Consider the following 26,110-nt stretch of genomic DNA (forward strand, 5'->3'; position numbering starts at 1 on the left):
GAATTTCAGGATTTTTCTCTTTGTTGTTACGACCATCTTGTGAAGTGTTTCACGTTGTCGTCTCAACGGAGGCGCATTATAGGGATCCCAATTTTTTGCACAAGTACTTTTTTGATCTTTTTTTCTGTTTGTTGTTTTTTCACCCTTTTTGCTGCATTCACACACAAAACGGTGCTTTTTTGCATACTAAAAGACTTGCACAAGGCCAATAATGCACCCAAAGTCATTAGTAAATCATTTATTGTTGAGGTAAGTATGTCTGATGTTTTACGCCCATACCGCGATCTTTTTCCACAAATCGGTCAGCGCGTAATGATCGACAGTAGTAGTGTGGTTATTGGTGACGCCCGCCTGGCTGATGATGTGGGGATTTGGCCGCTCGTTGTGATTCGTGGCGATGTGAATTATGTACAAATCGGTGCCCGCACTAATATTCAGGATGGTAGCGTCTTACACGTGACCCATAAATCAACGGCTAATCCACAAGGCAATCCGTTAATCGTCGGTGAAGACGTTACGGTTGGACATAAAGTGATGCTCCACGGCTGCACCATTGGCAATCGAGTTTTGGTTGGGATGGGCTCAATTTTACTTGATGGCGCAATAGTAGAAGATGATGTGATGATTGGTGCGGGTAGCCTGGTCCCACAAAATAAACGACTGGAGAGCGGATATCTGTATCTCGGTAGCCCCGTCAAACAGATCCGCCCGTTAAGTGATGAAGAGAAGGCTGGGTTACGCTATTCCGCAAATAATTACGTGAAATGGAAGGACGAATATCTGGATCAGGGTAACCAGACCCAACCTTGATCATCTTCACTTTGTTCCTGAATTAAGTTTTCCGCTTCTTCCTCCAGGTCCCAGCGATGCTGACGAAAATTCGCTAACCACTGTTCTGGCGTATCTCCTGCAAAGCGGTTCGCCAGACTCTCTCCAGTAATAGCGCAAGTGAGCTGCATACCATTTACAAGAGCTGGAAAACAAACGCATTTTTTACTCTCGTTCCACTCTTCCCTGTCTGGAAACTGGATGGCCTGATTCACGCGGACAACTCCTCCTGCAATTGCTTTATAACTGGTTCTATGTCAGGCAGAACACCGTGCCAGAGAAGAAAGGCATGAGCCGCCTGCGCCACTAACATCCCCAATCCATCCGCATTACGTTTTGAGCCTTGCTGTTCACACCATGCCAGAAAGGGCGTTTTTCCCTTCTGGTAGAACATGTCATAACAACAAATACCTGAATGGACGAGCGATGCCGGGATCGCCGGAACATCTCCACTAATGCCACTGGATGTCGCGTTAATAATAAGATCGAACTCGTGGCCTTCCAGTTCGTCCATACCCAACGCCTGAACACTTCCAGTGTGCGCAAACAATTTAGCCAACTCTTCCGCGCGAGAAACTGTTCGGTTAGTGATTGTCACCGCACAGTCCAGAGAGAGAAGCGGCAGTAATACCCCACGAGATGCCCCACCAGCGCCGATAAGCAGAATACGTAAACCGGAGCGAATAAAAGACAGACGTTCCAGATCGCTTAACAAGCCTACACCATCGGTATTGTCACCCAGCAGGCGTCCATCTTCTAACCGCTTGAGGGTATTAACTGCACCAGCCAACGCTGCCCGTTCAGTAAGCTCATCTGCTCTGGCAAAAGCCTCTTCTTTAAAAGGCACCGTCACATTCGCACCTTTACCACCAGCACGAAAGAAAGCGTTTAGCGTGTTGATGAAATCATTGATGGGTGCCAACACGCGGCCATAGGGATGTTCAATATTCAGTTGCTGAGCAAATTGCTGATGAATGAATGGCGATTTGCTGTGGGCTATCGGATTACCAAAAACAGCATAGGTTTCCATTATGTTACCCCTGTCGAAACAGTTCACCCGTCAGGGCATCGCGGATTTCTGAAGGATTTAAACGCCTCCCCGTTTCACCAGGCACAACCGGGAACGCCGCGCCAAATTGTGCGCGAACTTCGTCTACTGTTCGACAAGGTGGCAATCCACTCAAGTTGGCACTGGTAGAAACCAGCGGTTTACCATAAGCCTGGCACAAAGCAACCACCAACGGATGGTCGGTGACTCGTACAGCAAGCGAATCAAAGCGGCCCGTCAACCATCGCGGTGTTGTCGCAGGCGCGGGAAAGACAAAAGTGACAGGACCAGGCCAGCGAGAAAAAATGGTTTCACGCTGCGCGTCAGTCAGCATGCTGTCATCAATATAGGGTTTAAGCTGCTCGTAATTTGCCGCGATTAAAATCAGCCCCTTATCAACCGGACGCTGTTTTAAATCCAACAGCCGCATCACTGCTGTTTCGCTATCAGGATCGCACCCGACACCGAAAACGGCTTCCGTTGGATAGGCGATGACACGTTCTTCATTGAGGACATCTATCGCAGCTGCGATAGCGTCTCCTTGCAGGTTATTATTCACGTTATTATTCCGCCGAAACCGGCTTTCCACATTGTTTACTGGCACAAAAGTGTTTTACACCCTGCGCGGTTTTCTTTTCGATGAGTAGCGGATAATGACACTCAGGGCACTCTCCGGCTATTGGTTTGAAGTTAATAGCAAATTGACACTCAGGGTAGCGATCACAGGAGTGAAATGTTTTGCCATAACGGGAGCGGCGCTGGACCAGATGGCCCGTCCGACATTGAGGACAGGTAATTGCTGTTTCGTCCGGTTTATCGATAAGTTCGGTATGTTCGCATTCAGGGTAGTTACTGCAACCAATAAACATACCAAAGCGTCCCTGGCGTAATACCAGATTTGCTCCGCATGCAGGGCAAACCTGCCCCTCCAGAACTTTGACGATATGCCCATCCGCTGAAGATTTCAGAGGACGGACGTAGTCACACGCCGGATACTGTGAGCACCCAAGAAACGGACCGTGTTTCCCGGATCGAATAACCAGTTCAGCCCCGCACTTTGGGCAGGACTCATTATTACGCACCGTGAACAGTGCTGATTTCGCCATAACAACTTATGCTGAATTAAAGAAATGATTAATGCAGCATACCTTCATTCACTTCAAAGAGTAATTCTTCCATTTGCTGGTACGCATTTTCGCAGCCCGGGATGTTGAACAACACCATCAGGATCACCCATTTCAGATCATCCAGTTCGAACTCTGCGTTATCCAGCGCGAGCACTCGCTCTATCACCATTTCACGAGTTTCAAGGTTGAGCACCTGAATCTGCTCAAGGAAAAGCAGAAACCCACGGCAGCTGGCATCCAGTCGTTCACACTCTTCCGGTGTATAAATACGCATGGAGAGAGGATCCGAGGCCAGTTGCATCGGTTCTGCCAGCCCTTCCTGATAATCAGCAAGTTTTTCCAGCCATAGCAGGGCATTGTAGATATCTTCTCGCTCAAAACCTGCGTCGGTAAGATCCTGTTCAAGTTTGTCTTGATCCACACGCAACTCAGCTTCAGTGTGAATATAGGTTTCAAACAAATACATTAGTACGTCGAACATGGCATGCCCTCCTCAATCGGACATAGCCGCCGGGTACAGCTGCGATCCATCCTGCTAACTCCAGTTCAAGTAGTTGAGTAACTACCTCTGGCACAGGTTGGCCGGCACGTTCAGCGACGACGTCAACAGGTGTTACCTCATCTCCTACGTTAGCCAGGAGCTCAGGAAATGGCAATGCCACGTCTTCCTGATCTGGTGAATAAAATGATTTTTCAGGGGCATCTGGCAACCAGTGCAATCCATATTGCAAATTTTCCAGAATTTCTTCCGGTTCCGTCACAAGAATCGCACCTTGTTTTATAAGCCAGTGGGGGCCTTCACTTCCGGGACTCCCTAATGGACCGGGCAAAGCAAAGACTTCACGTCCCTGCTCAAGCGCACAACGCGCTGTCACCAGTGAACCACTGCGCAAAGCCGCTTCCACCACCAGTACACCTTTACTTAGACCACTGATAATGCGATTTCTTCGCGGGAAATTGTAAGCAAGAGGAGGGGTATCAAGGGGAAATTCCGAGACAAGAGCCCCACCATGTTCAAGCAGACTGGTAGCCAGTCGGGCATGGCGACGCGGATGAATTGTATTTAGCCCATTCCCCAGCACAGCAACACTGACACCATTTACCTGCAAGGCCGCTTTATGCGCTACACCATCGATTCCACGCGCCAGCCCACTGGTAATTGTCACGCCTCGCGCCGCCAGCGCCTCACATAACAGCCGCCCCCACCGTTCGCCATACCATGAATGCGCCCGGCTTCCCACTACGGCCAACTGAAATGATTGCAGCGCTTGTAGATCACCAGCAACAAATAGTGCACCTGGATAATCAGCCGTTGCAACAAGTTGAGGAGGATAAAATTCGCTGTCCGCAGGGATTAAATGATGGTTAGGTTGCTCCAGCCAACAAAGTGAGCTTTCAATACTCTGCTGTGAAAATGTAAGAAAGCGCTGTGCCTGCCGCAATGTAAGCCCTGTTTGCTGCAATACAACCGCATCAATATTTGGCTGTTCTGCCAGCCAGTGAGCTATACGGACCATATCATCGCCGTACAAGCTGCTGATGCTCATTAAACGCAGCCAAATTTCGGTATCGACCATCCTTATCTCCCTGCCATAAGCAGCCTTAGCAATCTTTGCGATTGGTCAGCGATGCTGTCAATCAGAGGGGGATTTGTCTAGAATAGAAGAAATAATCTTTCTAACTCCTGAACACATCTCTGGAGATTTATGTCAGTTTTGCAAGTGTTACATATTCCGGACGAGCGGCTTCGCAAAGTTGCTAAACCGGTAGAAGAAGTGAATGCAGAAATTCAGCGTATCGTCGATGATATGTTCGAGACGATGTACGCGGAAGAAGGTATTGGCCTGGCGGCAACCCAGGTTGATATCCATCAACGTATCATTGTTATTGATGTTTCGGAAAACCGTGACGAACGGCTGGTGTTAATCAATCCGGAGCTTTTAGAAAAAAGCGGCGAAACAGGCATTGAAGAAGGTTGCCTGTCGATCCCTGAACAACGTGCTTTAGTGCCACGCGCAGAGAAAGTTAAAATTCGCGCCCTGGACCGCGACGGTAAACCATTTGAACTGGAAGCAGATGGTCTGTTAGCCATCTGCATTCAGCATGAGATGGATCACCTGGTCGGTAAACTGTTCATGGATTACCTGTCACCGCTGAAACAACAACGTATTCGTCAGAAAGTTGAAAAACTGGATCGTCTGAAAGCCCGGGCTTAAGGATAAGAACTAACGTGTCAGAATCACTACGTATTATTTTTGCGGGTACACCTGACTTTGCAGCGCGTCATCTCGACGCGCTGTTGTCTTCTGGACATAACGTTGTCGGCGTGTTCACCCAACCGGACCGACCGGCAGGTCGCGGTAAAAAACTAATGCCCAGCCCGGTTAAAGTGCTGGCAGAAGAGAAAGGGTTACCGGTTTTTCAGCCTGTTTCCCTGCGTCCACAAGAAAACCAGCAACTGGTCGCCGATCTGCACGCTGATGTTATGGTCGTCGTCGCCTATGGCTTAATTCTGCCTAAAGCAGTGCTGGAGATGCCGCGTCTTGGCTGTATCAACGTTCATGGTTCACTGCTGCCACGCTGGCGCGGCGCCGCGCCAATCCAACGTTCGCTGTGGGCCGGCGATACAGAAACCGGCGTGACCATTATGCAAATGGATGTCGGTTTAGACACGGGCGACATGCTCTATAAACTCTCCTGCCCGATTACCGCAGAAGATACCAGCGGCACGTTATATGACAAACTGGCAGAGCTTGGCCCACAAGGGCTTATCGCCACATTGAAACAACTGGCAGACGGCACGGCGAAACCAGAAGTTCAGGACGAAACTCTTGTTACTTACGCCGAAAAGTTGAGTAAAGAAGAAGCGCGTATTGACTGGTCACTTTCGGCAGCGCAGCTTGAACGCTGCATTCGCGCTTTCAATCCATGGCCAATGAGCTGGCTGGAAATTGAAGGACAGCCGGTTAAAGTCTGGAAAGCGTCGATCATTGATACGGTAACCAACGCTGCCCCAGGAACGATCCTTGAAGCCAACAAACAAGGCATTCAGGTCGCGACTGGTAATGGCATCCTGAATCTGCTCTCGTTGCAACCTGCGGGTAAGAAAGCGATGAGCGCACAAGACCTCCTGAATTCTCGTCGGGAATGGTTTATTCCGGGCAAGCGTCTGGCCTGATAGTCCACTCTTCTAAGCCCGGTCTTGCCGGGCATTTTTATACTTATGAAAAAACAACGTAATTTACGTAGCATGGCGGCCCAGGCCGTTGAACAAGTCGTCGAGCAAGGGCAATCATTAAGCAACATTCTGCCACCGCTCCAGCAAAAAGTTTCTGATAAAGACAAAGCACTTCTTCAAGAGTTGTGCTTTGGCGTACTGCGTACGCTTTCGCAGTTAGACTGGCTGATTAATAAGTTAATGGCCCGTCCGATGACCGGCAAACAGCGCACTGTGCATTACCTGATTATGGTTGGTTTGTATCAACTGCTTTATACCCGCATTCCACCTCATGCTGCGCTGGCTGAAACGGTTGAAGGCGCTGTCGCAATTAAGCGCCCGCAACTTAAGGGGCTGATTAACGGCGTGTTACGCCAGTTCCAGCGTCAGCAAGAAGAGTTATTAGCCGAGTTTAATACCAGTGATGCACGTTATCTGCATCCTTCCTGGTTGCTGAAGCGTCTGCAAAAAGCGTATCCAGAGCAGTGGCAATCCATCGTCGAAGCCAATAACCAGCGTCCGCCAATGTGGCTGCGCATTAATCGTACGCATCATTCCCGCGACAACTGGCTTGCATTGCTGGATGAAGCAGGAATGAAAGGTTTCCCGCATGCGGATTACCCTGATGCTGTACGGCTGGAAACACCTGCACCTGTTCATGCGCTACCCGGTTTTGAAGACGGATGGGTTACCGTTCAGGATGCTTCAGCACAAGGTTGCATGACCTGGCTTGCGCCACAAAACGGTGAACACATTCTGGATCTTTGCGCCGCCCCCGGCGGTAAAACAACGCATATCCTTGAGGTGGCACCAGAAGCGCAGGTTCTTGCGGTTGATATTGACGAACAGCGCCTCTCTCGCGTTTACGACAATTTAAAACGCCTTGGTATGAAGGCGACCGTGAAACAAGGTGATGGCCGCTACCCTTCCCAATGGTGTGGCGAGCAACAGTTTGATCGCATTTTATTAGATGCGCCTTGTTCAGCAACGGGTGTGATTCGCCGCCATCCGGATATCAAGTGGTTACGTCGTGATCGCGATATCCCGGAACTCGCGCAACTGCAGTCTGAAATTCTCGACGCCATTTGGCCGCATTTAAAATCCGGTGGAACCCTGGTCTATGCCACCTGTTCGGTGTTACCGGAAGAGAATAGCCTGCAGGTTAAAGCCTTTTTGCAACGTACCGCTGATGCCGAACTTTGCGACACCGGAACACCAGAACAACCGGGTAAGCAAAATCTGCCTGGTGCCGAAGAGGGCGACGGCTTCTTTTACGCTAAGCTAATCAAAAAGTGATGACATAACGGGTCGCGACTGATGAAAATTATCATTCTGGGTGCCGGTCAGGTTGGCGGCACACTGGCGGAAAACCTGGTTGGCGAGAACAACGATATTACTGTTGTCGATACCAACGGTGAGCGTCTGCGGACCTTGCAGGATAAATTTGACCTGCGAGTCGTGCAGGGGCATGGCTCTCATCCACGCGTATTGCGGGAGGCAGGTGCCGACGACGCCGATATGCTGGTTGCTGTAACCAGTTCAGATGAAACCAATATGGTTGCCTGCCAGGTAGCCTACTCACTTTTCAACACCCCTAATCGCATCGCTCGTATCCGCTCACCAGACTACGTGCGCGATGCCGATAAGCTATTTCATTCAGATGCTGTACCGATTGATCATCTGATCGCACCAGAGCAGTTGGTTATCGATAATATTTACCGACTGATTGAGTATCCCGGCGCATTGCAGGTGGTGAACTTCGCTGAGGGTAAAGTCAGCCTCGCTGTGGTTAAAGCCTATTATGGCGGCCCGCTGATTGGTAATGCACTTTCGACCATGCGCGAACATATGCCACATATCGATACTCGTGTGGCAGCAATTTTCCGCCACGATCGCCCCATTCGTCCGCAAGGTTCGACCATTGTTGAAGCCGGTGATGAAGTATTCTTTATTGCCGCCTCGCAGCATATACGCGCGGTGATGAGTGAATTACAGCGACTGGAAAAACCGTATAAGCGGATCATGCTGGTTGGTGGCGGTAATATCGGTGCAGGGCTGGCGCGTCGTCTGGAAAAAGATTACAGCGTCAAACTCATCGAACGTAATCAGCAGCGCGCTGCCGAACTGGCGGAAAAGTTGCAGAATACGATCGTCTTTTTTGGTGATGCGTCGGATCAAGAACTGCTGGCCGAAGAACATATCGATCAAGTTGATCTGTTTATTGCCGTCACCAACGATGACGAGGCCAATATCATGTCAGCCATGCTCGCCAAACGTATGGGTGCGAAAAAGGTGATGGTATTGATCCAGCGTCGCGCTTATGTGGATCTGGTTCAGGGGAGCGTGATCGATATTGCGATTTCACCACAACAAGCAACTATTTCTGCGTTGCTTAGTCATGTGCGAAAAGCAGATATTGTTGGTGTTTCCTCATTGCGCCGCGGCGTAGCAGAAGCTATTGAAGCCGTTGCTCACGGTGATGAAAGCACCTCGCGCGTTGTCGGCAGAGTCATTGATGAAATCAAGCTACCGCCGGGAACGATTATTGGAGCGGTGGTACGTGGAAACGACGTGATGATTGCCAATGACAATCTGCGCATTGAGCAAGGCGATCACGTAATTATGTTCCTCACAGATAAAAAGTTTATTACCGACGTCGAAAGACTCTTCCAGCCAAGTCCTTTCTTTTTGTAATTAATAAGGCGTCTAATGACGCCTTATTATTTCCCTTTGAATATCAAGGATTAATTAAATTCATTCCTGGCAGGAAAATAGCTTAACATTTGTTAGACTTATGGTTGTCGGCTTCATAGGGAGAATAACATGAGCATTATTAAAGAATTTCGCGAATTTGCGATGCGCGGGAACGTGGTGGATTTGGCGGTGGGTGTCATTATCGGTGCGGCATTCGGGAAGATCGTCTCTTCGCTGGTTGCCGATATCATCATGCCACCTTTGGGCTTATTAATTGGCGGGATCGATTTTAAACAGTTTGCTGTCACGCTACGCGATGCGCAGGGGGATATCCCTGCTGTTGTGATGCATTACGGTGTCTTCATTCAAAACGTCTTTGATTTTCTGATTGTGGCCTTTGCCATCTTTATGGCGATTAAGCTAATCAACAAACTGAATCGTAAGAAAGAAGAACCTGCAGCAGCACCTGCACCAACTAAAGAAGAAGTATTACTGACAGAGATTCGTGATTTGCTGAAAGAGCAAAATAACCGATCTTAACAAGCGCCTGAAAGCAGAAGGCCAGTGGTAAAAAAGTGATTTACTTTCTTGCCACTGGCCTCCCAGTTACCCCGATTGCCATGTTTTCCTTTTCGCATATAACTGCCTTTCCCTTTTTTATTTTTTTCTACACGCTGTCTGAACAAAGGGTCATGTAGTAATGCTTCAATCGCATTATCCTTTATCTGCCCTTTCGTATGCTGATATCGGCTCATAAAAACTCCAGTTGGTTATTTAACGGCGCGAGTGTAATCCCGTCAGTGCAAAAAATCAACAACCTGCTTTGACACCGCTGGCTCCTTGTTCAAGAGCTTCAAGGATAGAGCAATAAACGCTGCTATGGGCGCTACCACAACAGGCATCGTTAAGACGTTGCAAGGAACGCTGCATGCTCTGCAACTCGGCTATCCGCGCTTCCACTTCCTGTAATCTTTCCTGCACAATACCTTTTGATTCCTGACAAGTATGATGTTCAGGATCGATACGGATCGACAGCAACTCGCGGATCGACTCGAGACTGAAACCAAGTTGTCTGGCATGCCGAATAAATTTCAACCGTTGGAGATCGCTTTCGGTATACAGACGAAAGCCTCCTACCGTACGAACTTCATGATCCATCATCTGCTGTTTTTCGTAATAACGTATTGTGTCGGGCGTAACTTCTGCCAGTTTTGCCAACTCACCAATGCGATACATAAATTATCTCTCAGTTGTCATTAATTTTATTCAGAAGCTTATCTGCATATTCGCCACGTAAAAATTCAGTGCTCAAACCTGCCTGCCGCAGTTTTAACTCCAGTAAAGATAACTGGCGGCTAACCTCTTGATATTTCGGATCATCCTGACGAATGCCTCTGAGAATATCCAAAAGCTGAATTGCTTCCTTCCGCTGCTCAAGTTCTGGCGGTAAACAGCCGGAATTCTTTAACAAGCGATAGCCCGCACGCAGTTCCGGCGGCACGTGTGTGTCATCTTCCAGGATTAATGGTTCACCACTGCCTGGGAGATTTTCAAACTCACCTTTAGCCTGTGCTTCAGTAATATGGCGCTCTGCCCACTGGTCAAGTAACCACATAAATACTCCTGGGGATGAACAAAAAGAGTACAGCTATTGTAGATAAGTGGGGATACTACAGATATAAAAAAACCCGCCGGGGCGGGTTTTTTTACGTTGCTTCAGATTACTCTGCAGCAGCTTCTGCTTTCTCTGAACGATCAACCAGCTCGATGTAAGCCATCGGCGCGTTGTCGCCTGCACGGAAGCCACACTTCAGAATACGAGTGTAACCACCGGCACGGCTCGCGAAACGCGGGCCCAGTTCGTTAAACAGTTTTGCCACGATCTCGTTATCACGAGTACGGGCGAATGCCAGACGACGATTAGCAACGCTATCAGTCTTGGCAAGAGTAATCAGCGGCTCAACTACGCGGCGCAGCTCTTTCGCTTTAGGCAGAGTCGTCTTGATGATTTCATGACGAACCAGTGAACCTGCCATATTGCGGAACATAGCCTGGCGATGGCTGCTGTTGCGGTTCAGTTGACGACCACTCTTACGATGGCGCATGACCTTATCCTTCTCAGTAAAACCTTAACCTGTGATCCGGTTACTCGTCAGCGATGCTTGCCGGTGGCCAGTTTTCCAGGCGCATACCCAGAGACAGTCCACGGGAAGCCAGCACGTCTTTAATCTCAGTAAGAGATTTTTTACCAAGGTTAGGCGTTTTAAGGAGCTCAACCTCGGTACGTTGTACCAGATCACCGATATAGTGGATAGCTTCTGCTTTAAGGCAGTTAGCAGAGCGGACAGTCAATTCCAGATCGTCAACAGGGCGCAGCAGGATCGGATCGAACTCTGGTTTCTCTTCTTTCACTTCCGGCTGACGTACATCACGTAAGTCAACGAAAGCTTCCAGTTGTTCAGCCAGAATGGTTGCCGCACGACGAATCGCCTCTTCAGGATCGATTGTGCCGTTGGTTTCCATTTCGATGACCAGCTTGTCCAGGTCGGTACGCTGTTCTACACGCGCTGCTTCAACATTGTAGGCAATACGCTCTACAGGGCTGTAGCATGCGTCGACCAGCAGACGGCCGATTGGGCGCTCATCTTCTTCCGAATGAATTCGGGTAGAAGCCGGCACATAACCACGACCGCGCTGAACTTTGATACGCATGCTAATAGACGCGTTCTCATCGGTCAGGTGGCAGATCACGTGCTGCGGCTTGACGATTTCGACATCACCGTCGTGGGTGATATCGGCTGCAGTCACAGGGCCAATGCCAGATTTATTCAAGGTAAGAATAACTTCATCTTTGCCCTGAACTCTCACCGCCAGCCCTTTCAGGTTGAGCAGGATTTCCAGGATATCTTCCTGAACGCCTTCTTTGGTGCTGTACTCATGTAGTACACCATCAATCTCAACCTCGGTCACCGCGCAACCCGGCATCGATGAGAGCAGAATACGGCGCAGTGCGTTACCCAGAGTATGGCCAAAGCCACGCTCTAAAGGCTCAAGGGTCACCTTGGCGTGCGTCGAACTCACTTGCTCGATATCAACCAGGCGCGGTTTTAGAAACTCTGTCACAGAACCCTGCATTGTGTCCTCTCTTTGGTACTAAGCTTTACTTGGAGTAAAGCTCGACGATCAGGTGTTCGTTAATGTCCGCAGACAGATCAGAACGCTCCGGCTTACGCTTAAACGTACCTTCCATCTTGCCAGCATCAACTTCCAGCCAGGTTGGCTTTTCACGCTGCTCAGCCAGCTCCAGAGCGGCTTTCACGCGAGACTGCTTCTTCGCTTTCTCACGAATGCTTACAACGTCATTCGGACTAACCTGATAAGAAGCGATGTTAACAACACGACCGTTTACCATAATTGCTTTATGGCTAACCAGCTGACGTGCTTCTGCACGAGTGGCACCGAAGCCCATACGGTATACAACGTTGTCCAGACGACCTTCCAGCAGAGCCAACAGGTTTTCACCGGTGTTGCCTTTCAGACGTGCTGCTTCTTTGTAGTAGTTACGGAACTGACGCTCCAGCACACCATAGATACGGCGAACTTTTTGCTTTTCACGCAACTGCACACCATAGTCAGACAGACGCGGTTTACGCGCACCGTGCTGGCCAGGAGCTTGTTCAATTTTACACTTGGTATCGATCGCGCGAACGCCAGACTTAAGGAATAAGTCGGTGCCCTCACGACGGCTCAGCTTGAGCTTAGGACCCAAATATCTTGCCATTTTCTTTCTCCAACAAACCTGGAAAACGAAGCGTTATACGCGACGTTTTTTCGGCGGACGACAACCGTTATGAGGGATCGGAGTCACATCAGTAATGTTAGTGATGCGGAAACCTGCGGCGTTCAGAGCACGAATAGTAGATTCGCGGCCTGGACCCGGACCTTTAACCATAACTTCCAGATTCTTGATGCCGTATTCTTTCACGGCGTCAGCGCAACGCTCTGCTGCAACCTGAGCTGCAAACGGAGTGGATTTGCGAGAACCACGGAAACCGGAACCACCGGCTGTTGCCCAACCCAACGCGTTACCCTGACGATCAGTGATAGTCACGATGGTGTTGTTGAAAGAAGCATGGATATGAGCCACGCCGTCAGAGACTTGTTTTCTTACACGTTTACGTGCACGAATTGGTGCCTTTGCCATTATTCAATCACCCCGATTATTTCTTGATCGGTTTGCGCGGACCCTTACGGGTACGTGCGTTGGTCTTGGTACGCTGACCGCGAACCGGTAGACCACGACGATGACGCAAACCGCGATAGCAACCAAGATCCATCAGGCGCTTGATGCTCATGCTGATTTCACGGCGCAGATCACCTTCAACGACAAATTTGGCAACTTCGTCACGCAGCGTGTCGATTTGTCCTTCAGACAGCTCACTGATCTTAACATCTTCAGCGATACCCGCTGCAGCCAGGATGGCTTTAGAACGGGTCTTGCCGACGCCATAAATCGAAGTTAATGCGATTACGGCATGCTTATGATCAGGAATGTTAATGCCTGCTATACGGGCCACTATGCACTCCTACTATTTAATATGTACGTTCCATGCTGAAAAGCCCGTTTTCAGGATACTCAAATGGAAACGCACAGACATACAAAAGATTGGCTGGCTAATCTAGCCAGCTCAACCCAACTTTGCAAGAAAAATATGCGAATAAATCAGCCTTGGCGCTGTTTATGCTTCGGCTCGGCACTGCAAATCACACGGATGACACCATCACGCTTAACGATTTTGCAGTTACGGCATAATTTCTTGACGGAAGCACGAACTTTCATTTTTACTCTCCGTAACTTCTCGGGCGACCAATTATCGGCCGTAGCCTTTCAGGTTCGCCTTCTTCAATGCAGACTCATACTGACTGGACATCATCAGAGTTTGCACTTGAGCCATAAAGTCCATAATCACGACAACAACGATAAGCAGTGAGGTCCCACCGAAGTAGAACGGTACTTTCATTGCATCACGCATGAACTCCGGGATCAGGCAGATAAAGGTAATGTACAGCGCACCAACCAGGGTCAGGCGGGTCATTACTTTATCGATATACTTCGCCGTTTGCTCTCCCGGACGAATTCCTGGTACAAATGCACCGGACTTCTTCAGGTTATCTGCTGTTTCACGCGGGTTGAAAACCAACGCCGTGTAGAAGAAACAGAAGAAGATGATTGCAGACGCATAGAGTAACACATAAAGCGGTTGCCCAGGCTGCAAATACAGCGAAATTGTTGTCAGCCAGTTCCAACCAGTACCGCCCCCGAACCATGACGCGATGGTAGCCGGGAACAGAATAATACTGGAAGCGAAGATTGCCGGGATTACCCCCGCCATATTCACTTTCAGCGGTAAATGTGTGCTCTGTGCAGCATAGACACGACGACCTTGCTGACGTTTTGCGTAGTTTACCACAATGCGGCGTTGACCACGCTCAACAAATACAACAAAGAACGTCACTGCAAATACTAATACTGCAACCAACAGCAACACGAGGAAGTGCAGGTCGCCTTGACGCGCTTGCTCGATAGTATGGGCAATGGCTGGCGGGAGTCCCGCGACAATACCGGCGAAGATAATGATTGAAATACCGTTGCCGATACCTCGTTCAGTGATCTGTTCGCCCAACCACATCAGGAACATCGTTCCTGTGACCAGACTTACAACAGCGGTGAAGTAGAATGCAAAGCCCGGGTTAATAACCAGGCCTTGCATACCAGGCATATTCGGCAGACCGGTAGCAATACCGATCGACTGGAATATTGCCAGCACCAGAGTACCGTAACGGGTGTACTGGCTGATCTTACGACGACCAGACTCCCCTTCTTTCTTAATTTCTGCCAACGTTGGGTGAACCACCGTCAGCAGCTGGATAATGATCGACGCCGAAATATACGGCATGATCCCCAGAGCAAAGATAGAAGCACGGCTGAGAGCACCACCAGAGAACATGTTAAACATCTCAATGATGGTGCCTCGCTGTTGCTCAAGCAGTTTGGCAAGTACAGCGGCATCAATACCAGGGATCGGAATAAAAGAGCCAATACGGAACACAATCAGCGCACCGATAACAAACAGCAGTCTGCGTTTCAGCTCGCCTAAGCCACCTTTGGCACTTTGAAAATCTAATCCCGGTTGTTTAGCCATCTGCTACTTATTCCTCGATTTTACCGCCAGCAGCTTCGATAGCAGCACGAGCGCCTTTAGTAACACGCAGGCCACGAACAGTTACCGGAGTCGTTACTTCGCCAGCCAGGATCACTTTCGCGAACTCGATCTGGATACCGATAATGTTAGCCGCTTTCAGCGTGTTCAGGTCTACAACACCGCCTTCTACTTTAGCCAGGTCAGACAGACGAACTTCGGCTGTAATCGCTGCTTTACGAGAAGTGAAGCCGAATTTCGGCAGACGACGGTACAGAGGCATCTGACCACCCTCGAAACCGCGACGTACGCCACCGCCAGAACGAGATTTCTGACCTTTGTGACCACGACCACCGGTTTTACCGAGGCCAGAACCGATACCACGACCCAGGCGTTTACCCGCCTTTTTGGAGCCTTCGGCCGGAGACAGAGTATTTAAACGCATCTCTTACTCCTCAACTTTAACCATGAAGGAAACCGCGTTGATCATACCGCGAATAGCAGGAGTATCCTCGCGCTCTACGGTGTGACCAATACGACGCAGACCCAGGCCAAGCAGCGTTGCCTTGTGTTTCGGCAGACGACCGATTGCACTGCGGGTTTGAGTAATTTTAATAGTCTTTGCCATGGTTTATTTCCCCAGAATTTCTTCAACGGATTTACCACGCTTGGCAGCGACCATTTCTGGAGAATTCATATTTTCTAGGCCATCGATAGTTGCACGAACCACGTTAATCGGGTTGGTGGAACCATACGCTTTAGCCAGAACGTTATGAACCCCAGCGACTTCCAGAACGGCGCGCATTGCACCACCGGCGATGATACCGGTACCTTCGGAAGCCGGCTGCATGAATACGCGAGAACCCGTATGAACACCTTTAACAGGGTGTTGCAGAGTGCCGTTATTCAGCGCGACGTTAATCATATTGCGACGGGCTTTTTCCATCGCTTTCTGGATCGCTGCTGGAACTTCACGCGCTTTACCGTAACCAAAACCAACGCGACCGTTACCATCGCCAACTACAGTCAGAGCTGTGAAGGAGAAAATACGACCACCTTTAACGGTTTTAGATACGCGGTTTACCGCGATCAGCTTTTCCTGCAGTTCGCCAGCTTGTTTTTCGATGTGAGCCATCTTACACCTCTACCTTAGAACTGAAGGCCAGCTTCACGGGCAGCATCTGCCAGTGCCTGGACACGACCATGATATTGGAACCCGGAACGGTCAAAGGATACATCTTTGATGCCTTTTTCCAGAGCGCGTTCAGCGACAGCTTTACCCACAGCTGCAGCCGCGTCTTTGTTACCGGTGTACTTCAGTTGTTCAGCGATAGCTTTTTCTACAGTAGAAGCAGCTACCAGAACTTCAGAACCGTTCGGTGCAATTACCTGTGCGTAAATGTGACGCGGGGTACGATGTACCACCAGGCGAGTTGCGCCCAGCTCCTGGAGCTTGCGGCGTGCGCGGGTCGCACGACGGATACGAGCAGATTTCTTATCCATAGTGTTACCTTACTTCTTCTTAGCCTCTTTGGTACGCACGACTTCGTCGGCGTAACGAACACCCTTGCCTTTGTAAGGCTCAGGACGACGGTAGGCGCGCAGATCCGCTGCAACCTGGCCGATCATCTGCTTATCAGCGCCTTTCAGCACGATTTCAGTCTGAGTCGGACATTCAGCAGTGATACCCGCAGGCAGCTGATGGTCAACAGGATGAGAGAAACCCAGAGACAGGTTAATCACATTGCCTTTAACCGCTGCACGGTAACCTACACCAACCAGCTGCAGCTTCTTAGTGAAGCCTTCGGTAACACCGATAACCATTGAGTTCAGCAGGGCACGCGCGGTACCAGCCTGAGCCCAACCGTCTGCGTAACCATCACGCGGACCGAAGGTCAGGGTATTATCTGCATGTTTAACTTCAACAGCATCGTTGAGAGTACGAGTCAGCTCGCCGTTTTTACCTTTGATCGTAATAACCTGACCGTTGATTTTTACATCAACGCCGGCAGGAACAACGACCGGTGCTTTAGCAACACGAGACATTTTTTCCTCCGATTAGGCTACGTAGCAGATAATTTCGCCACCAAGACCAGCCTGGCGCGCTGCACGATCAGTCATAACACCTTTAGAGGTAGAAACAACTGCGATACCCAGACCCGCCATAACTTTCGGCAGCTCATCTTTACGTTTATAGATGCGCAGACCTGGGCGGCTGACACGCTGAATGCTTTCTACAACAGCTTTGCCCTGGAAATACTTCAGAGTAAGTTCCAGTTCAGGCTTGGTGTCGCCTTCAACTTTAAAATCTTCAATAAAACCTTCTTCCTTCAGCACGTTGGCGATTGCCACTTTCAGCTTGGAGGAAGGCATGGTGACCGCAGCTTTGTTCGCGGCCTGACCGTTACGGATACGGGTCAGCATATCCGCGATCGGATCTTGCATGCTCATCTGTCTTTACTCCCGTGATTCAATTGGTGACAATTACCAGCTAGCCTTTTTCAGACCCGGGATTTCACCGCGCATAGCGGCTTCACGGACCTTAATACGGCTCAACCCGAACTTCCGCAGGAAACCATGCGGACGACCTGTTTGACGGCAGCGGTTACGCTGACGAGACGGGCTGGAATCACGCGGCAGAGTCTGCAGCTTGAGAACAGCATTCCAACGATCTTCGTCGGAAGCGTTCACATCAGAGATGATCGCTTTCAGTTCAGCGCGTTTCGCGAAGTATTTATCAGCTAAAGCTACGCGTTTTACTTCGCGTGCTTTCATTGATTGCTTAGCCATTTAGTAACCCTACCTTACTTGCGGAACGGGAAGTCAAAGGCAGCCAGCAGAGCACGGCCTTCTTCGTCAGATTTCGCAGTAGTGGTAATGGTAATATCCAAACCACGAACGCGGTCGACTTTATCGTAGTCGATTTCTGGGAAGATGATCTGCTCACGGACACCCATGCTGTAGTTACCACGACCGTCGAAAGACTTAGCGGACAAGCCACGGAAGTCACGGATACGCGGTACAGCAATAGTGATCAGGCGCTCAAAGAACTCCCACATGCGTTCGCCACGCAGAGTTACTTTACAGCCGATCGGATAGCCCTGACGGATTTTGAAGCCTGCAACAGATTTGCGTGCTTTGGTGATCAGCGGTTTTTGACCGGAGATTGCTGCCAGGTCTGCTGCTGCGTTATCCAGCAGTTTTTTGTCAGCGATCGCTTCACCAACACCCATGTTCAGGGTGATCTTCTCGACCCGAGGGACTTGCATGACAGAATTGTAGTTAAACTCAGTCATGAGTTTTTTAACTACTTCGTCTTTGTAGTAATCATGCAGTTTCGCCATCGTACTACTCCAAATTACTTGATAGTTTCGCTGTTAGACTTGAAGAAACGGACTTTTTTGCCGTCTTCGAATCTAAAGCCTACACGGTCAGCCTTGCCGGTTGCCGCATTGAAGATTGCTACGTTGGAAACCTGAATAGCGGCTTCTTTTTCAACGATGCCACCCGGTTGGTTCAGGGCCGGAACCGGCTTCTGATGTTTCTTAACCAGGTTGATACCTTCAACAATGACCTTGCCGGAAGACAGGACATTCTTAACTTTACCGCGTTTACCTTTATCTTTACCGGTTAACACGATAACTTCGTCATCACGACGGATTTTCGCTGCCATGATTCGCTCCTTAGAGTACTTCTGGTGCCAGAGAGATAATTTTCATGAACTTCTCACTACGAAGCTCACGAGTTACCGGCCCAAAAATACGCGTACCGATAGGCTGCTCGCTGTTGTTGTTCAGAAGAACACAAGCATTACCATCGAAGCGAATGACAGAACCGTCCGGGCGACGAACACCCTTCTTGGTGCGCACCACTACCGCCTTCAGCACATCACCTTTTTTGACCTTACCACGCGGAATTGCTTCTTTGATGGTGATCTTGATGATGTCGCCTACGCCTGCGTAGCGACGGTGCGAGCCACCCAGAACCTTGATACACATTACGCGACGTGCACCGGAGTTGTCGGCGACGTTCAGCATAGTCTGTTCTTGGATCATTTTAGTGCTCCGCTAATGTCAACTACTACTGAGACCCGAAAATCAGGTCGTTAAAAATCCCCATATCGAGGGCGCGGCATTATAACACCGCTTCAAGGATATGGGTAGAAAAAATAAACGGCTCATTTCTGAGCCGTTTATTCGTATCGAGAGAGTGTACTGTATTACAGAACCGCTTTCTCTACAACGCGAACCAGCGTCCAGGATTTAGTCTTGGACAGCGGACGGCATTCGCGGATTTCAACCACGTCACCGATACCGCATTCGTTGTTCTCGTCATGTACGTGCAGTTTGGTCGTACGCTTGATGAATTTACCGTAGATCGGGTGTTTCACAAAACGTTCGATAGCAACAACAATGGATTTCTCCATTTTGTCGCTAACAACGCGACCTTGCAGAGTACGGATTTTATCGGTCATTACGCACCCGCCTTCTCGTTCAGTAAAGTCTTAACGCGTGCGACATCGCGACGCACTTGCTTCAACAGGTGAGACTGTTGCAGCTGGCCACTTGCAGCCTGCATACGCAGGTTGAACTGCTCACGCAGCAGGTTCAGCAGCTCGGTGTTCAGCTCTTCAACGCTCTTCTCACGCAGCTCTTTTGCTTTCATTACATCACCGTCTTAGTTACAAAGGTGGTTTTAATCGGCAGTTTCGCTGCTGCCAGCTTGAATGCTTCACGGGCCAGCTCTTCCGGAACACCGTCCATTTCATACAGGACTTTACCCGGCTGAATCAAGGCAACCCAATACTCCACGTTACCTTTACCTTTACCCATACGCACTGCCAGCGGCTTTTCAGTGATCGGTTTGTCCGGGAACACACGGATCCAGATCTTACCTTGACGCTTAACTGCACGGGTCATAGCACGACGTGCTGCTTCGATCTGACGTGCAGTCAGACGACCACGGCCAACAGCTTTCAGACCGAAGCTGCCGAAGCTAACATCCGTACCCTGCGCCAGACCGCGGTTACGGCCTTTGTGCATTTTACGGAATTTTGTACGCTTTGGTTGTAACATCAGCGACGCTCCTTATTTACGGCCTTTACGCTGCTGCTTTTTAGGCTGAGCAGCCGGTTTTTCCGGTTGTTCAACAGCAGCCATACCACCCAGGATCTCGCCTTTGAAGATCCACACTTTAACGCCGATTACACCGTAAGTGGTGTGCGCTTCAGAGGTGTTGTAGTCGATGTCAGCACGCAGAGTGTGCAGCGGTACGCGACCTTCGCGGTACCATTCGGTACGTGCGATTTCCGCGCCGCCCAGACGGCCGCTAACTTCAACTTTAATACCTTTAGCGCCCAGACGCATTGCGTTCTGTACAGCACGCTTCATAGCACGACGGAACATAACGCGACGTTCCAGCTGAGAAGTGATGCTGTCAGCAACCAGTTTTGCGTCCAGTTCAGGCTTACGAACTTCGGCGATGTTGATCTGTGCAGGAACGCCAGCGATGTCCGCTACGACCTTACGCAGTTTTTCTACGTCTTCACCTTTTTTACCGATAACGATACCCGGGCGAGCAGTGTGAATGGTTACACGAATGCTCTTAGCCGGACGCTCGATAACGATACGAGATACGGACGCTTTAGCCAGTTCCTTTGTCAGGTACTGACGTACTTTAAAATCGCTGTCCAGGTTGTCAGCGAATTCTTTGGTGTTCGCAAACCAGGTAGAGTTCCATGGTTTTACAATACCCAGGCGAATACCATTAGGATGTACTTTCTGACCCATTGCTAGTCTCCAGAGTCTCAGCGATCGGACACAACCACAGTGATGTGGCTGGTGCGCTTCAGGATGCGATCTGCACGACCTTTTGCACGCGGCATAATGCGCTTCATGCTCGGGCCTTCGTCTACGAAAATTTTCGTAACTTTCAGATCGTCAATGTCAGCGCCATCGTTGTGTTCAGCGTTAGCAATGGCAGATTCCAGAACTTTCTTGACCAGTACAGCCGCTTTCTTGTTGGTGTAGGTCAAAATATCCAGAGCCTGCGACACTTTCTTACCGCGAATCAGGTCAGCAACAAGGCGAACCTTCTGAGCAGAAGAACGAGCATGGCGATGTTTAGCGATAGTTTCCATCTCTTCCTCCTACCTTATTTCTTTTTCGCTTTTTTATCAGCAGCGTGGCCGCGATAAGTACGAGTCGGTGCGAATTCACCCAGTTTGTGGCCGACCATTTCGTCGGTTACAAATACCGGAACGTGCTGACGACCATTATGGACAGCGATGGTCAAACCGATCATGTTAGGAAAGATCGTTGAACGACGGGACCAAGTGCGCAGGGGCTTCTTGTCTCCGCTTTCCACCGCTTTCTCTACCTTCTTCAGCAAGTGCAGGTCAATAAAAGGACCTTTCTTGAGAGAACGTGGCATGGCTTATCCTCTAAAATTATTTGCTACGGCGACGTACGATGAATTTATCAGTACGCTTGTTGCTGCGGGTCTTCTTACCTTTGGTCTGAACGCCCCACGGAGTTACCGGGTGCTTACCAAAGTTACGACCTTCACCACCACCATGTGGGTGGTCTACCGGGTTCATCGCGGTACCGCGAACGGTCGGACGAACACCACGCCAGCGTGCAGCACCTGCTTTACCCAGAACGCGCAGCATATGCTCAGCATTGCCAACTTCGCCCAGAGTTGCACGGCAGTCTGCTTCTACTTTACGCATTTCACCAGAACGCAGACGCAGGGTGACATAAGCACCATCACGAGCAACGATCTGAACGTAAGTACCAGCGGAACGTGCCAGCTGACCGCCTTTACCTGGTTTCATTTCTACGTTGTGAACAGTAGAACCAACCGGGATGTTGCGCATCGGCAGGGTGTTACCTGGTTTGATTGCAGCATCAACGCCAGACTGAATCTGGTCGCCAGCTTTCAGGCCTTTAGGGGCCAGGATGTAACGGCGTTCACCGTCTTTGTACAGAACCAGCGCGATGTTCGCGGAACGGTTCGGATCGTACTCAAGACGTTCAACAACTGCCGGGATACCGTCTTTGTTGCGTTTGAAGTCAACAATACGGTAAGCCTGCTTGTGGCCACCACCGATATGACGAGTGGTGATACGGCCATTGTTGTTACGACCACCGGATTTGCTGTTTTTTTCCAGCAACGGAGCAAAAGGTTTGCCCTTGTGCAGCTCAGGGTTAACCACTTTAACAACGTGGCGACGACCCGGAGATGTCGGTTTACATTTAACAACTGCCATTGTATTACTCCTCCGACTTACTCAGCGCCGCCAACGAAGTCCAGATTCTGGCCTTCTTTCAGGGTGACGTAAGCTTTTTTCCAGTCGCTACGACGACCGATACGCTGTCCGTGACGTTTAACTTTCCCTTTAACTACCAGGGTGTTAACGACTTCGACTTCGACTTCAAACAGTTTCTGCACAGCAGCTTTGATTTCTGCTTTGGTCGCGTCTTTAGCAACTTTGAGTACGATGGTGTTGGATTTTTCCATCGCAGTAGACGCTTTTTCAGAAACGTGCGGTGCACGCAGCACCTTCAGCAGACGTTCTTCACGAATCATGCCAGCATCTCCTCAACTTGCTTAACAGCATCAGCAGTCATTACGACTTTGTCGAAGGCGATCAGGCTAACCGGGTCGATACCAGTTGCATCGCGTACGTCAACCTTGTGCAGGTTGCGCGCAGCCAGGAACAGGTTCTCGTCCAGCTCACCGGTGATGATCAGCACATCTTCCAGAGCCATGTCTTTCAGTTTCTGTGCCAGCAGCTTGGTTTTCGGTGCTTCTACAGAGAACTTCTCGACAACGATCAGACGATCCTGACGTACCAGTTCGGACAGGATGCTTTTCAGCGCGCCGCGGTACATCTTCTTGTTAACTTTTTGACTGTGGTCCTGCGGACGAGCAGCGAAGGTCACGCCACCAGAACGCCAAATCGGGCTCTTGATAGAACCAGAACGCGCACGGCCGGTGCCTTTCTGGCGCCACGGTTTTTTACCGGAACCAGTTACTTCAGCACGAGTCTTCTGAGCACGAGTACCCTGACGAGCACCGGCTGCATAAGCAACAACAACCTGGTGAACCAGCGCTTCGTTGAAATCACGACCGAAGGTAGTTTCGGAAACAGTCAGCGCGCTCTGCGCGTCTTTCAATACTAATTCCATTGCTATCTCCTTACGCCTTCACAGCTGGTTTAACGATCAGGTCGCTACCGGTTGCACCCGGGACAGCACCTTTAACCAGCAGCAGGTTGCGCTCAGCGTCAACGCGTACTACGTCAAGGCTCTGAACGGTTACACGTTCGTTACCCATCTGACCTGCCATTTTCTTGCCTTTGAACACTTTGCCCGGAGTCTGGTTCTGACCGATAGAACCCGGAACGCGGTGAGACAAGGAGTTACCGTGGGTTGCGTCCTGGGTACGGAAGTTCCAGCGCTTAACGGTACCTGCGAAACCTTTACCTTTAGAGGTGCCAGTTACGTCAACTTTTTTAACGTCAGCAAACAGTTCAACGCTAATGCTCTGACCTACAGTGAACTCTTCGCCTTCAGCCAGGCGGAATTCCCACAGACCACGGCCAGCTTCTACGCCAGCTTTAGCGAAGTGGCCAGCTTCAGGCTTGGTCACACGGTTAGCTTTTTTAGCACCGGTGGTTACCTGAATAGCACGGTAGCCATCGTTAGCCAGGTCTTTAACCTGAGTAACGCGGTTTGCTTCAACTTCGATTACGGTTACTGGGATAGAAACGCCGTCTTCTGTGAAGATACGGGTCATACCCACTTTTTTACCGACTAAACCAATCATTGTTTCAACCTCTCAATCGCTCAATGACCTGATTAACCCAGGCTGATCTGCACGTCTACACCGGCAGCCAGATCCAGACGCATCAGAGCATCAACGGTTTTCTCGGTTGGCTCAACGATGTCAACCAGACGCAAGTGAGTACGGATTTCGTACTGATCGCGCGCGTCTTTGTTGACGTGCGGAGAGATCAGAACAGTGAAGCGCTCTTTGCGTGTCGGCAGCGGGATCGGACCACGGACCTGCGCACCAGTGCGCTTGGCAGTCTCGACGATTTCCGCGGTTGCTTGATCGATCAGACGATGATCAAACGCTTTCAGGCGGATACGGATTCTTTGGTTCTGCATGAGACCAGAGCTCCAATTATTTTATAAACGAAAATGATTACTCCTCAGACCCATTACGATTGATGGGAGAGTGTAACCGTTCTTACGTAGCCCCCCGATTGGGAGCATTGTTAGGTAGCCAAATTCGGCTAACTGAGGTTCAGATTGAACCTGCTGTCAACTACGACAAGCCCGCGCATTATACGCAAATCTGAGATTGACGCAAGCATCGGGTAGAAATTAATCGCAACGCATAGATTGCGAGCTGCATTCCACGAAATTTGTAAGGTCGTGAAGATAGCGTTTTTCACCGGAACCTGGTTAACAAACCAGCGATTTCTCTGTTGCTGAGTATCCGGAGTTATTCGATGGTGATACTCCAATTACAGAGGATGTTTTATGGTCGCTACCCTTCCCTTTCTGATTTTGTACGTTTGCTTATCAGTCCTGCTGTTTTTCTGGGATGCAAAGCATGGCTTGTTACCTGACAGGTTTACCTGCCCGCTACTCTGGTCAGGTCTTTTGTTCTATCAGGTTTGTCATCCTGACGGTTTAGCCGATGCGTTATGGGGGGCGATTATTGGTTACGGCACATTCGCTGTCATTTACTGGGGATATCGCATACTGCGTCATAAAGAAGGATTAGGCTATGGTGATGTGAAGTTTCTCGCCGCCCTTGGCGCCTGGCATACATGGGCCTTCTTGCCACGGCTGGTTTTCCTTGCCGCCTCATTCGCTTGTGGAGCCGTAGTTATTGGTCTGCTCATGAGAGGAAAAGAATCATTAAAAAACCCGCTGCCTTTTGGGCCATTTCTGGCAGCTGCGGGTTTCATTGTAGGCTGGGATAGTCTGCTGTCAGGCTATTAATCTTTAACTTTAATTTGTGATTGCAGATAATTTTGCAGGCCGATTTTACCGATGAGATCCAGTTCAGTTTCGAGCCAGTCGATATGACCTTCTTCATCAGCAAGGATTTCGATCATCATATCGCGGCTAACATAGTCATGAACGCTGCCGGCATAAGCGATAGCCTCACGAAGATCCTTCGCACCTTCCAGCTCTAATCGCAGGTCGGATTGCAGCATCTCTTCGACATCTTCACCGATCCCTAGCTTGCCTAAATCCTGTAAGTTAGGGATCCCTTCTAAGAACAAAATACGCTCGATATATTTATCGGCGTGCTTCATCTCATCGATAGATTCATGGTATTCGACATCATTAAGGCGCATCAGGCCCCAGTTTTTAAACATACGGGCATGAAGAAAATACTGATTGATCGCGACAAGCTCATTTCCCAATAGTTTATTGAGATAATTTATGATTTTAACATCACCTTTCATTTTATAGTCCCTCCGCTTCCACTATTAGAGCGTAGATGGGGCTAGCGGGATGTCAAAAAATAAGCGTGAGCTTCAGGCAATCTCTTTAAATTCGGGCATCTGCATCAACTCGTCCTGCATCACTTCGCGTGCGGCGCGAATGCACTTACCGCATTGATTCCCCACAGGAATAAACTTGCGTAATTGTTGGAAAGACTGAGGATGAAACTGACGGACTGCCTGGCGAATTTTTTTGTCACTTACACCATTACACAAACAAACGTACATGATTACTCCCGTTCAAATTCTGCGCAAAGTGTAAATGAGAATAGTTATGATTACAATAGCACAGTTTTATTTGCGCCACAGTTCAGCGAGCGAAATTACGACTAAATATTTCGAACTCAAATTACGGGCAGCAAAAAGGGCGCCTAAGCGCCCTTTTTAATTCGAAACTAATTAACGCGTAATTAGCTCAGAACTTTAGCAACAACGCCCGCACCAACGGTACGGCCGCCTTCA

Annotated in this window: 46 protein-coding genes; 7 read left to right on the forward strand and 39 right to left on the reverse strand. The window is 49.6% G+C overall.

Features of this window, described 5'->3' with window-relative positions; translation table 11 throughout:
- Positions 1 to 255: 255 nt before the first annotated feature.
- The gene (locus D9597_RS13755; protein ID WP_130206867.1) at positions 256 to 810 is read left to right on the forward strand and encodes a gamma carbonic anhydrase family protein; all 555 of its coding nucleotides are present in this window, start codon (positions 256 to 258) and stop codon (positions 808 to 810) included.
- Here D9597_RS13755 and D9597_RS13760 read toward each other — a convergent pair.
- The 6 genes from D9597_RS13760 to dprA are packed head-to-tail and all read right to left on the reverse strand — an operon-like array spanning position 786 to position 4,580.
- A complete protein-coding gene (locus D9597_RS13760; protein WP_130217594.1) occupies positions 786 to 1,043 on the reverse strand; it encodes a DUF1488 domain-containing protein in 258 nt (85 codons plus the stop codon). The genes D9597_RS13755 and D9597_RS13760 overlap by 25 nt on opposite strands.
- Entirely contained in the window at positions 1,040 to 1,858 is an 819-nt protein-coding gene (aroE, locus tag D9597_RS13765; RefSeq protein ID WP_130222932.1) for a shikimate dehydrogenase, read from the reverse strand. Before aroE ends, D9597_RS13760 begins: the two co-directional genes overlap by 4 nt.
- Before the next feature lie 4 nt (positions 1,859 to 1,862).
- A complete protein-coding gene (tsaC, locus tag D9597_RS13770) occupies positions 1,863 to 2,435 on the reverse strand; it encodes an L-threonylcarbamoyladenylate synthase type 1 TsaC (protein ID WP_130222934.1) in 573 nt (190 codons plus the stop codon).
- Positions 2,436 to 2,439: 4 nt separating this feature from the next.
- Positions 2,440 to 2,982, reverse strand: coding sequence for a type I DNA topoisomerase (locus D9597_RS13775; RefSeq protein WP_001129723.1), 543 nt, complete (start codon positions 2,980 to 2,982; stop codon positions 2,440 to 2,442).
- 28 nt (positions 2,983 to 3,010) lie between these two features.
- Positions 3,011 to 3,484 carry a DUF494 family protein Smg gene (gene smg, locus D9597_RS13780; RefSeq protein ID WP_000460680.1) on the reverse strand — a complete coding sequence of 158 codons (474 nt, stop codon included), beginning with the start codon at positions 3,482 to 3,484 and terminating at the stop codon, positions 3,011 to 3,013.
- Positions 3,456 to 4,580: a DNA-protecting protein DprA gene (gene dprA, locus D9597_RS13785; protein ID WP_130222936.1), complete on the reverse strand. Its 1,125-nt coding sequence runs from the start codon at positions 4,578 to 4,580 to the stop codon at positions 3,456 to 3,458. Before dprA ends, smg begins: the two co-directional genes overlap by 29 nt.
- A 129-nt stretch (positions 4,581 to 4,709) precedes the next feature.
- Between dprA and def the strand changes: the two genes are divergently transcribed.
- The 5 genes from def to mscL all read left to right on the forward strand — a co-directional run bounded on the left by def (position 4,710) and on the right by mscL (position 9,454).
- Entirely contained in the window at positions 4,710 to 5,219 is a 510-nt protein-coding gene (gene def / locus D9597_RS13790) for a peptide deformylase (protein WP_000114984.1), read from the forward strand.
- A gap of 14 nt (positions 5,220 to 5,233) precedes the next feature.
- A complete protein-coding gene (gene fmt, locus D9597_RS13795) occupies positions 5,234 to 6,181 on the forward strand; it encodes a methionyl-tRNA formyltransferase (RefSeq protein WP_130222938.1) in 948 nt (315 codons plus the stop codon).
- 45 nt (positions 6,182 to 6,226) lie between these two features.
- Entirely contained in the window at positions 6,227 to 7,516 is a 1,290-nt protein-coding gene (rsmB, locus tag D9597_RS13800) for a 16S rRNA (cytosine(967)-C(5))-methyltransferase RsmB (RefSeq protein ID WP_130222940.1), read from the forward strand.
- 21 nt (positions 7,517 to 7,537) lie between these two features.
- Positions 7,538 to 8,914: a Trk system potassium transporter TrkA gene (trkA, locus tag D9597_RS13805; protein WP_000691382.1), complete on the forward strand. Its 1,377-nt coding sequence runs from the start codon at positions 7,538 to 7,540 to the stop codon at positions 8,912 to 8,914.
- 129 nt (positions 8,915 to 9,043) lie between these two features.
- Complete coding sequence (gene mscL, locus D9597_RS13810; RefSeq protein WP_000022442.1) at positions 9,044 to 9,454, forward strand: large-conductance mechanosensitive channel protein MscL; 411 nt, start codon at positions 9,044 to 9,046, stop codon at positions 9,452 to 9,454.
- On the opposite strand, the gene arfA is transcribed toward mscL, so the two are convergent.
- From arfA to rpsJ, 31 genes are all read right to left on the reverse strand, one after another.
- A complete protein-coding gene (gene arfA / locus D9597_RS13815; protein WP_000092696.1) occupies positions 9,451 to 9,669 on the reverse strand; it encodes an alternative ribosome-rescue factor ArfA in 219 nt (72 codons plus the stop codon). The two genes, mscL and arfA, sit on opposite strands and share 4 nt — an antisense overlap.
- A gap of 55 nt (positions 9,670 to 9,724) precedes the next feature.
- Positions 9,725 to 10,150: a Zn(2+)-responsive transcriptional regulator gene (gene zntR, locus D9597_RS13820; protein WP_130217606.1), complete on the reverse strand. Its 426-nt coding sequence runs from the start codon at positions 10,148 to 10,150 to the stop codon at positions 9,725 to 9,727.
- 10 nt (positions 10,151 to 10,160) lie between these two features.
- Positions 10,161 to 10,529: a DUF1992 domain-containing protein gene (locus tag D9597_RS13825; protein WP_130217608.1), complete on the reverse strand. Its 369-nt coding sequence runs from the start codon at positions 10,527 to 10,529 to the stop codon at positions 10,161 to 10,163.
- A gap of 106 nt (positions 10,530 to 10,635) precedes the next feature.
- Positions 10,636 to 11,019, reverse strand: a complete 384-nt coding sequence (gene rplQ, locus D9597_RS13830) for a 50S ribosomal protein L17 (RefSeq protein ID WP_001216368.1) — start codon at positions 11,017 to 11,019, stop codon at positions 10,636 to 10,638.
- A gap of 40 nt (positions 11,020 to 11,059) precedes the next feature.
- Entirely contained in the window at positions 11,060 to 12,049 is a 990-nt protein-coding gene (gene rpoA / locus D9597_RS13835) for a DNA-directed RNA polymerase subunit alpha (RefSeq protein WP_001162094.1), read from the reverse strand.
- A 25-nt stretch (positions 12,050 to 12,074) separates the two neighbouring features.
- Complete coding sequence (gene rpsD, locus D9597_RS13840; RefSeq protein WP_000135224.1) at positions 12,075 to 12,695, reverse strand: 30S ribosomal protein S4; 621 nt, start codon at positions 12,693 to 12,695, stop codon at positions 12,075 to 12,077.
- Positions 12,696 to 12,728: 33 nt separating this feature from the next.
- On the reverse strand, positions 12,729 to 13,118 hold the full coding sequence (rpsK, locus tag D9597_RS13845) for a 30S ribosomal protein S11 (RefSeq protein ID WP_001029684.1): 390 nt from the start codon (positions 13,116 to 13,118) through the stop codon (positions 12,729 to 12,731).
- A gap of 16 nt (positions 13,119 to 13,134) precedes the next feature.
- On the reverse strand, positions 13,135 to 13,491 hold the full coding sequence (rpsM, locus tag D9597_RS13850) for a 30S ribosomal protein S13 (RefSeq protein ID WP_000090775.1): 357 nt from the start codon (positions 13,489 to 13,491) through the stop codon (positions 13,135 to 13,137).
- A gap of 146 nt (positions 13,492 to 13,637) precedes the next feature.
- Positions 13,638 to 13,754, reverse strand: a complete 117-nt coding sequence (rpmJ, locus tag D9597_RS13855) for a 50S ribosomal protein L36 (RefSeq protein WP_000868187.1) — start codon at positions 13,752 to 13,754, stop codon at positions 13,638 to 13,640.
- Between the two features lie 31 nt (positions 13,755 to 13,785).
- Positions 13,786 to 15,117, reverse strand: a complete 1,332-nt coding sequence (gene secY, locus D9597_RS13860) for a preprotein translocase subunit SecY (protein ID WP_001118861.1) — start codon at positions 15,115 to 15,117, stop codon at positions 13,786 to 13,788.
- 7 nt (positions 15,118 to 15,124) lie between these two features.
- Positions 15,125 to 15,559 (reverse strand): 50S ribosomal protein L15, encoded by a 435-nt coding sequence (rplO, locus tag D9597_RS13865; protein WP_001238917.1) that lies wholly within the window; start codon positions 15,557 to 15,559, stop codon positions 15,125 to 15,127.
- A 3-nt stretch (positions 15,560 to 15,562) separates the two neighbouring features.
- A complete protein-coding gene (gene rpmD / locus D9597_RS13870) occupies positions 15,563 to 15,742 on the reverse strand; it encodes a 50S ribosomal protein L30 (protein WP_001140433.1) in 180 nt (59 codons plus the stop codon).
- Positions 15,743 to 15,745: 3 nt separating this feature from the next.
- Complete coding sequence (gene rpsE / locus D9597_RS13875; protein ID WP_000940121.1) at positions 15,746 to 16,249, reverse strand: 30S ribosomal protein S5; 504 nt, start codon at positions 16,247 to 16,249, stop codon at positions 15,746 to 15,748.
- A 14-nt stretch (positions 16,250 to 16,263) separates the two neighbouring features.
- Positions 16,264 to 16,617 carry a 50S ribosomal protein L18 gene (gene rplR, locus D9597_RS13880; RefSeq protein WP_000358960.1) on the reverse strand — a complete coding sequence of 118 codons (354 nt, stop codon included), beginning with the start codon at positions 16,615 to 16,617 and terminating at the stop codon, positions 16,264 to 16,266.
- 9 nt (positions 16,618 to 16,626) lie between these two features.
- On the reverse strand, positions 16,627 to 17,160 hold the full coding sequence (gene rplF / locus D9597_RS13885; protein WP_064524927.1) for a 50S ribosomal protein L6: 534 nt from the start codon (positions 17,158 to 17,160) through the stop codon (positions 16,627 to 16,629).
- A gap of 12 nt (positions 17,161 to 17,172) precedes the next feature.
- On the reverse strand, positions 17,173 to 17,565 hold the full coding sequence (gene rpsH, locus D9597_RS13890) for a 30S ribosomal protein S8 (RefSeq protein WP_000062611.1): 393 nt from the start codon (positions 17,563 to 17,565) through the stop codon (positions 17,173 to 17,175).
- A gap of 33 nt (positions 17,566 to 17,598) precedes the next feature.
- Positions 17,599 to 17,904: a 30S ribosomal protein S14 gene (gene rpsN, locus D9597_RS13895; RefSeq protein ID WP_001118930.1), complete on the reverse strand. Its 306-nt coding sequence runs from the start codon at positions 17,902 to 17,904 to the stop codon at positions 17,599 to 17,601.
- 14 nt (positions 17,905 to 17,918) lie between these two features.
- Positions 17,919 to 18,458: a 50S ribosomal protein L5 gene (gene rplE / locus D9597_RS13900; RefSeq protein WP_001096200.1), complete on the reverse strand. Its 540-nt coding sequence runs from the start codon at positions 18,456 to 18,458 to the stop codon at positions 17,919 to 17,921.
- Between the two features lie 14 nt (positions 18,459 to 18,472).
- A complete protein-coding gene (rplX, locus tag D9597_RS13905) occupies positions 18,473 to 18,787 on the reverse strand; it encodes a 50S ribosomal protein L24 (protein WP_000729185.1) in 315 nt (104 codons plus the stop codon).
- A gap of 10 nt (positions 18,788 to 18,797) precedes the next feature.
- Positions 18,798 to 19,169, reverse strand: a complete 372-nt coding sequence (gene rplN, locus D9597_RS13910) for a 50S ribosomal protein L14 (protein WP_000613955.1) — start codon at positions 19,167 to 19,169, stop codon at positions 18,798 to 18,800.
- A 164-nt stretch (positions 19,170 to 19,333) separates the two neighbouring features.
- Positions 19,334 to 19,588: a 30S ribosomal protein S17 gene (gene rpsQ, locus D9597_RS13915; RefSeq protein WP_000130100.1), complete on the reverse strand. Its 255-nt coding sequence runs from the start codon at positions 19,586 to 19,588 to the stop codon at positions 19,334 to 19,336.
- Positions 19,588 to 19,779, reverse strand: a complete 192-nt coding sequence (gene rpmC, locus D9597_RS13920) for a 50S ribosomal protein L29 (protein WP_000644741.1) — start codon at positions 19,777 to 19,779, stop codon at positions 19,588 to 19,590. The genes rpsQ and rpmC overlap by 1 nt, the downstream gene beginning before the upstream one ends.
- Positions 19,779 to 20,189 carry a 50S ribosomal protein L16 gene (rplP, locus tag D9597_RS13925; RefSeq protein ID WP_000941212.1) on the reverse strand — a complete coding sequence of 137 codons (411 nt, stop codon included), beginning with the start codon at positions 20,187 to 20,189 and terminating at the stop codon, positions 19,779 to 19,781. Before rplP ends, rpmC begins: the two co-directional genes overlap by 1 nt.
- A gap of 12 nt (positions 20,190 to 20,201) precedes the next feature.
- Positions 20,202 to 20,903 (reverse strand): 30S ribosomal protein S3, encoded by a 702-nt coding sequence (gene rpsC, locus D9597_RS13930; RefSeq protein WP_000529945.1) that lies wholly within the window; start codon positions 20,901 to 20,903, stop codon positions 20,202 to 20,204.
- Between the two features lie 17 nt (positions 20,904 to 20,920).
- A complete protein-coding gene (gene rplV, locus D9597_RS13935) occupies positions 20,921 to 21,253 on the reverse strand; it encodes a 50S ribosomal protein L22 (protein ID WP_000447529.1) in 333 nt (110 codons plus the stop codon).
- Between the two features lie 14 nt (positions 21,254 to 21,267).
- The gene (gene rpsS / locus D9597_RS13940; protein ID WP_001138117.1) at positions 21,268 to 21,546 is read right to left on the reverse strand and encodes a 30S ribosomal protein S19; all 279 of its coding nucleotides are present in this window, start codon (positions 21,544 to 21,546) and stop codon (positions 21,268 to 21,270) included.
- Positions 21,547 to 21,562: 16 nt separating this feature from the next.
- Complete coding sequence (gene rplB, locus D9597_RS13945; RefSeq protein WP_000301864.1) at positions 21,563 to 22,384, reverse strand: 50S ribosomal protein L2; 822 nt, start codon at positions 22,382 to 22,384, stop codon at positions 21,563 to 21,565.
- Positions 22,385 to 22,401: 17 nt separating this feature from the next.
- On the reverse strand, positions 22,402 to 22,704 hold the full coding sequence (rplW, locus tag D9597_RS13950) for a 50S ribosomal protein L23 (protein ID WP_000617544.1): 303 nt from the start codon (positions 22,702 to 22,704) through the stop codon (positions 22,402 to 22,404).
- On the reverse strand, positions 22,701 to 23,306 hold the full coding sequence (rplD, locus tag D9597_RS13955; protein ID WP_000424395.1) for a 50S ribosomal protein L4: 606 nt from the start codon (positions 23,304 to 23,306) through the stop codon (positions 22,701 to 22,703). The genes rplW and rplD overlap by 4 nt, the downstream gene beginning before the upstream one ends.
- A 10-nt stretch (positions 23,307 to 23,316) precedes the next feature.
- Positions 23,317 to 23,946, reverse strand: a complete 630-nt coding sequence (gene rplC / locus D9597_RS13960; RefSeq protein ID WP_000579833.1) for a 50S ribosomal protein L3 — start codon at positions 23,944 to 23,946, stop codon at positions 23,317 to 23,319.
- A 32-nt stretch (positions 23,947 to 23,978) separates the two neighbouring features.
- Positions 23,979 to 24,290, reverse strand: a complete 312-nt coding sequence (gene rpsJ, locus D9597_RS13965) for a 30S ribosomal protein S10 (protein WP_001181004.1) — start codon at positions 24,288 to 24,290, stop codon at positions 23,979 to 23,981.
- Positions 24,291 to 24,668: 378 nt separating this feature from the next.
- Here rpsJ and D9597_RS13970 point away from each other — a divergent pair, with 378 nt between their 5' ends.
- Positions 24,669 to 25,136 carry an A24 family peptidase gene (locus D9597_RS13970; protein ID WP_130222942.1) on the forward strand — a complete coding sequence of 156 codons (468 nt, stop codon included), beginning with the start codon at positions 24,669 to 24,671 and terminating at the stop codon, positions 25,134 to 25,136.
- Here the strand turns inward: D9597_RS13970 and bfr are convergent.
- Together bfr and bfd are read right to left on the reverse strand one after the other, a co-directional pair.
- On the reverse strand, positions 25,133 to 25,609 hold the full coding sequence (gene bfr, locus D9597_RS13975; RefSeq protein WP_130222944.1) for a bacterioferritin: 477 nt from the start codon (positions 25,607 to 25,609) through the stop codon (positions 25,133 to 25,135). The two genes, D9597_RS13970 and bfr, sit on opposite strands and share 4 nt — an antisense overlap.
- Before the next feature lie 72 nt (positions 25,610 to 25,681).
- The gene (bfd, locus tag D9597_RS13980; protein ID WP_000289090.1) at positions 25,682 to 25,876 is read right to left on the reverse strand and encodes a bacterioferritin-associated ferredoxin; all 195 of its coding nucleotides are present in this window, start codon (positions 25,874 to 25,876) and stop codon (positions 25,682 to 25,684) included.
- Positions 25,877 to 26,110: the final 234 nt, after the last annotated feature.

Origin of the sequence: Escherichia sp. E13S3 (genome assembly GCF_004212325.1) — a bacterium.
Lineage (GTDB): Bacteria > Pseudomonadota > Gammaproteobacteria > Enterobacterales > Enterobacteriaceae > Escherichia.